3 protein-coding genes and 1 pseudogene are annotated in these 3,144 nt (G+C 38.0%); 2 read left to right on the top strand and 2 right to left on the bottom strand.

The window, feature by feature from the left end; genetic code table 11:
- Positions 1–170: 170 nt before the first annotated feature.
- Positions 171–590: a PPC domain-containing protein gene (locus B2866_RS06020; protein WP_296191581.1), complete on the bottom strand. Its 420-nt coding sequence runs from the start codon at positions 588–590 to the stop codon at positions 171–173.
- Between the two features lie 253 nt (positions 591–843).
- On the opposite strand from B2866_RS06020, the gene B2866_RS06015 reads away from it, so the two are divergent.
- The gene (locus tag B2866_RS06015) at positions 844–1,290 is read left to right on the top strand and encodes a hypothetical protein (RefSeq protein WP_025651568.1); all 447 of its coding nucleotides are present in this window, start codon (positions 844–846) and stop codon (positions 1,288–1,290) included.
- A gap of 461 nt (positions 1,291–1,751) precedes the next feature.
- Here B2866_RS06015 and B2866_RS13250 read toward each other — a convergent pair.
- Positions 1,752–1,935, bottom strand: a pseudogene (locus B2866_RS13250) (DDE-type integrase/transposase/recombinase); the annotation flags it as partial.
- Between the two features lie 27 nt (positions 1,936–1,962).
- On the opposite strand from B2866_RS13250, the gene B2866_RS06005 reads away from it, so the two are divergent.
- On the top strand, positions 1,963–2,421 hold the full coding sequence (locus tag B2866_RS06005) for a DIP1984 family protein (RefSeq protein ID WP_025651570.1): 459 nt from the start codon (positions 1,963–1,965) through the stop codon (positions 2,419–2,421).
- Positions 2,422–3,144: the final 723 nt, after the last annotated feature.

Raw genomic sequence — 3,144 nt, 5'->3', positions numbered from 1 at the left:
GACTTGGCATCAGTCAAAAAAAGGGAGTTTCCTAAAAACTGTTTAACTGCTTATAATCCACTAACAGGAGAATAAGCAATGACTAACCAAAACGACATTAAAAAACTGGCCCAGCAGATGGCTGGTAGCATGAAAAGCTGAGAGCATCCTACATTATTAAGCTTATATACCTATAGAATAGATAATTCTAGCCAATATGGAGGTGTTTTTCCTTTAGAAGCTTGAGAACGTGGCTGAAGAATACGTAGTTCATATTTACCTGAATATGGAAGCGTGTAATAACCTTGGTTATCTAGTTTAGAGGAATACTCTCCTACGTCGACAGAATCTGATAGATTCTTATTAAATAAATAAGAATCTACATTCCCTCCCGTTGTTTTAACAGAAAGCTTTTGGTTCTTTTTGGCATAAAATGTATAGGAATCGTACTTACTACCCTTTAATTTCCCATAATAGTTAGCTGAACTAGCGCCTTTTTTAAATTGAACATCAACAGTTTTAGCCACTGCATCTGAAGATGCGGCCATTACTGTAGGACTTACCATTAGAACAGGAAGCGCAATTAGAATAGCAGCAGTTAAGTTTTTCATATTTTAAACACTCAAAAAGTAAAAAAACGATTTTATCTCAACGCACACTGTCAACCTTTATAGATATGTTATATTAATATTACTAATATAGAGAGTACGTTGGTAAGTTACTGAATAAGGCCACCTGTAACGACCCTAACTTCTAGTCCTACCGTAAACCTACCTATGGTAGTAAAAACCTGAATTTCATCACGTAAACAAAGAGAACACTGCTAAATAGTGGTGTTCTCTTATTATATTTAAAGGAAAAATTATGCGTTCTTTGCTTCTAACGACAATGTGCTTAACGGGCAGCTTAGCTCTAGTGGCTTGTAATAACCATCGTGCCGACACCACGGATCTGAGTAAGCAGCCTACAATAGAAGTGCCGGTAGCGTCAGCGGCATTTACTGCTTTTGGAAACACCGCTAAAGAAAAAATTTGGCGGATAGTGATTGAAGGAAATGAGCTAAGTATAGAGGCGAATTTCTTAAAGCCAACGACAGCAACAGTTATCGTGGTGGGTTCTGGTTCTGTCAATACTGAAGGTGTCGAATACGCGAGTACTATCAATGGACAGCCTATTGTTGTGAATATAAAAAATAACCTTTGTATCGATGACAATGGCTATCAAAATGAACTTACTGCAATATTAACTTACGCAGGCGAAGTATATCAGGGTTGTGCCGTTGCCGGTGCAATAGAAATTGCGCCCACATAGAAGATAAGCCTAACCTATGAATAAACCATTGAAAAAATTTAGCCTAGTATTCTTACCATCATTTTTGTGGGTCGTATTAACTGGGCTAGGATTTGGCTCTCAAAGTCTATCTAATTTGATTGAAATTATAGGAATTTTTATAGTATCTGTGCTGTGTTTATTTATCCCAGAACGATTTATAAAATATCAACACCTTCTTCTAATACTCTTAATAATCACTGCCTTAGTGCGTTTTTTAACCCCATATATACCGGAATAATATTAAACCAGTTGGCTATCTGAACCGCCCCGACTATATCGGAGAGCGTTTTATTTGAGTCAGGCAACTTTGCCTGACTCATTAAGACTATCATAATATTGCTTTTCAAACTCAAAAGGTGATACATAACCAATCGTACTATGCATTATCATATGAATTACCCGCGTTCCAACAAAGGTAATAACGCCAGAATCAGCCATCTGATCAGTATAACGAATAGATAAATACTGAACGCCTCTATCACTACGATGAATAACGTCTTTTGGGTTGTTTCTGTCTGCAATGGCTTGATTTAACGCTGCCATCACCATATCGATGTTCATACGATTAGGCACCTTCCAGCCAACAATACTACGGACAAACACATCCATAATAAACGCAGTATACTAATAAGGTGTTAAAAGGAGCTAAAAATGAAACTCGCAGAAGCCCTACTTATTCGTAGCGATATGCAAAAAAAACTTGCTCAAATTAAAGGACGTATTCGTAGTAATGCTAAAGTTCAAGAAGGCGATACGCCAAATGAAGATCCAAGTCATCTAATGATTGAGGCTAGTCAAGTCATTACTGAGCTATCTACTTTGATTGAACGTATTCACCGTACCAATGCAGTTGCTAAGACGGATAAAGATCAATCAATGCTGACGCTATTGGTTGAACGCGAGGCGTTGGAGATGCGCCACAAACTATTAATTGAAGCAATTGAAGCGACCGACACTGAGGCAGATCGTTATAGTCATCGTGAAATTAAATGGAATATTATGGTCTCAGTAGCTGGGTTACAAAAGCAAGCCGATGACCTGGCGATGAAACTACGCAAAATTAATATTGTCATTCAAGCCAATAACTGGCAAATTAACCTTGTTGAATAAGATTTGTAGACTACTAAATTTATAATTCTCTATTCTTATAGTCATAAATGAATAGAACCACCTATTGGAACCGATTGGGCGAGTGTCAGACCCCTTACCTACACAACAGGGGGTTGAAAACATACTGTAGTGTTTGTCATGCGTTGCGGGTAGACGCTTTTTTTACTACTTATGCCCCGAACACGTCACAGCTCACAAGGTACTACTTAGACCTTACTACCAGATACTGACAGTCGGTTTCAACTTTACGTTTAATGCCTCTTGATACGCCGATTATCAAGAGCGTCATCTACGAGTACTACGCATTTACCAAACTCAACACCCCGTGTTAAACCTCTCTAATCCACGACTCCATTCAAGTCCTCACTAGGGTACCGAACCAGTGAAATCGGTTTATCATAGGCATACTTACAATAGATTATAGGCGTAATAATAGTACGCTTGAAGTGGTTTTACTGCATTAGTCTATTTTAAACGGTCTATCAATGGGCTTAAAGGGTGATATAGCTGTTTCCACTCAGGTATACCCGAAATGAATCAGTAACTTAATGCCAGATTGAGAAGCTTTTCCTAAAAACTGTGTAACTGCTTATAATCCAATAGCAGGAGAATAAGCAATGACTACTCAATCTGACATTAAAAAACTGGCTGAGCAAATGGCCAGCAGCATGAGCAGCTTAAAAGTTTGAGAAAAAGGTGTGTTATACCAAACCCAAAATATAT

The sequence above is a fragment of the Psychrobacter sp. UBA3483 genome, from assembly GCF_002377905.1.
Classification (GTDB): domain Bacteria; phylum Pseudomonadota; class Gammaproteobacteria; order Pseudomonadales; family Moraxellaceae; genus Psychrobacter.
The sequence above is the reverse complement of the archived record's forward strand: the minus strand, read 5'-3'. Positions and strand labels throughout refer to the sequence as shown.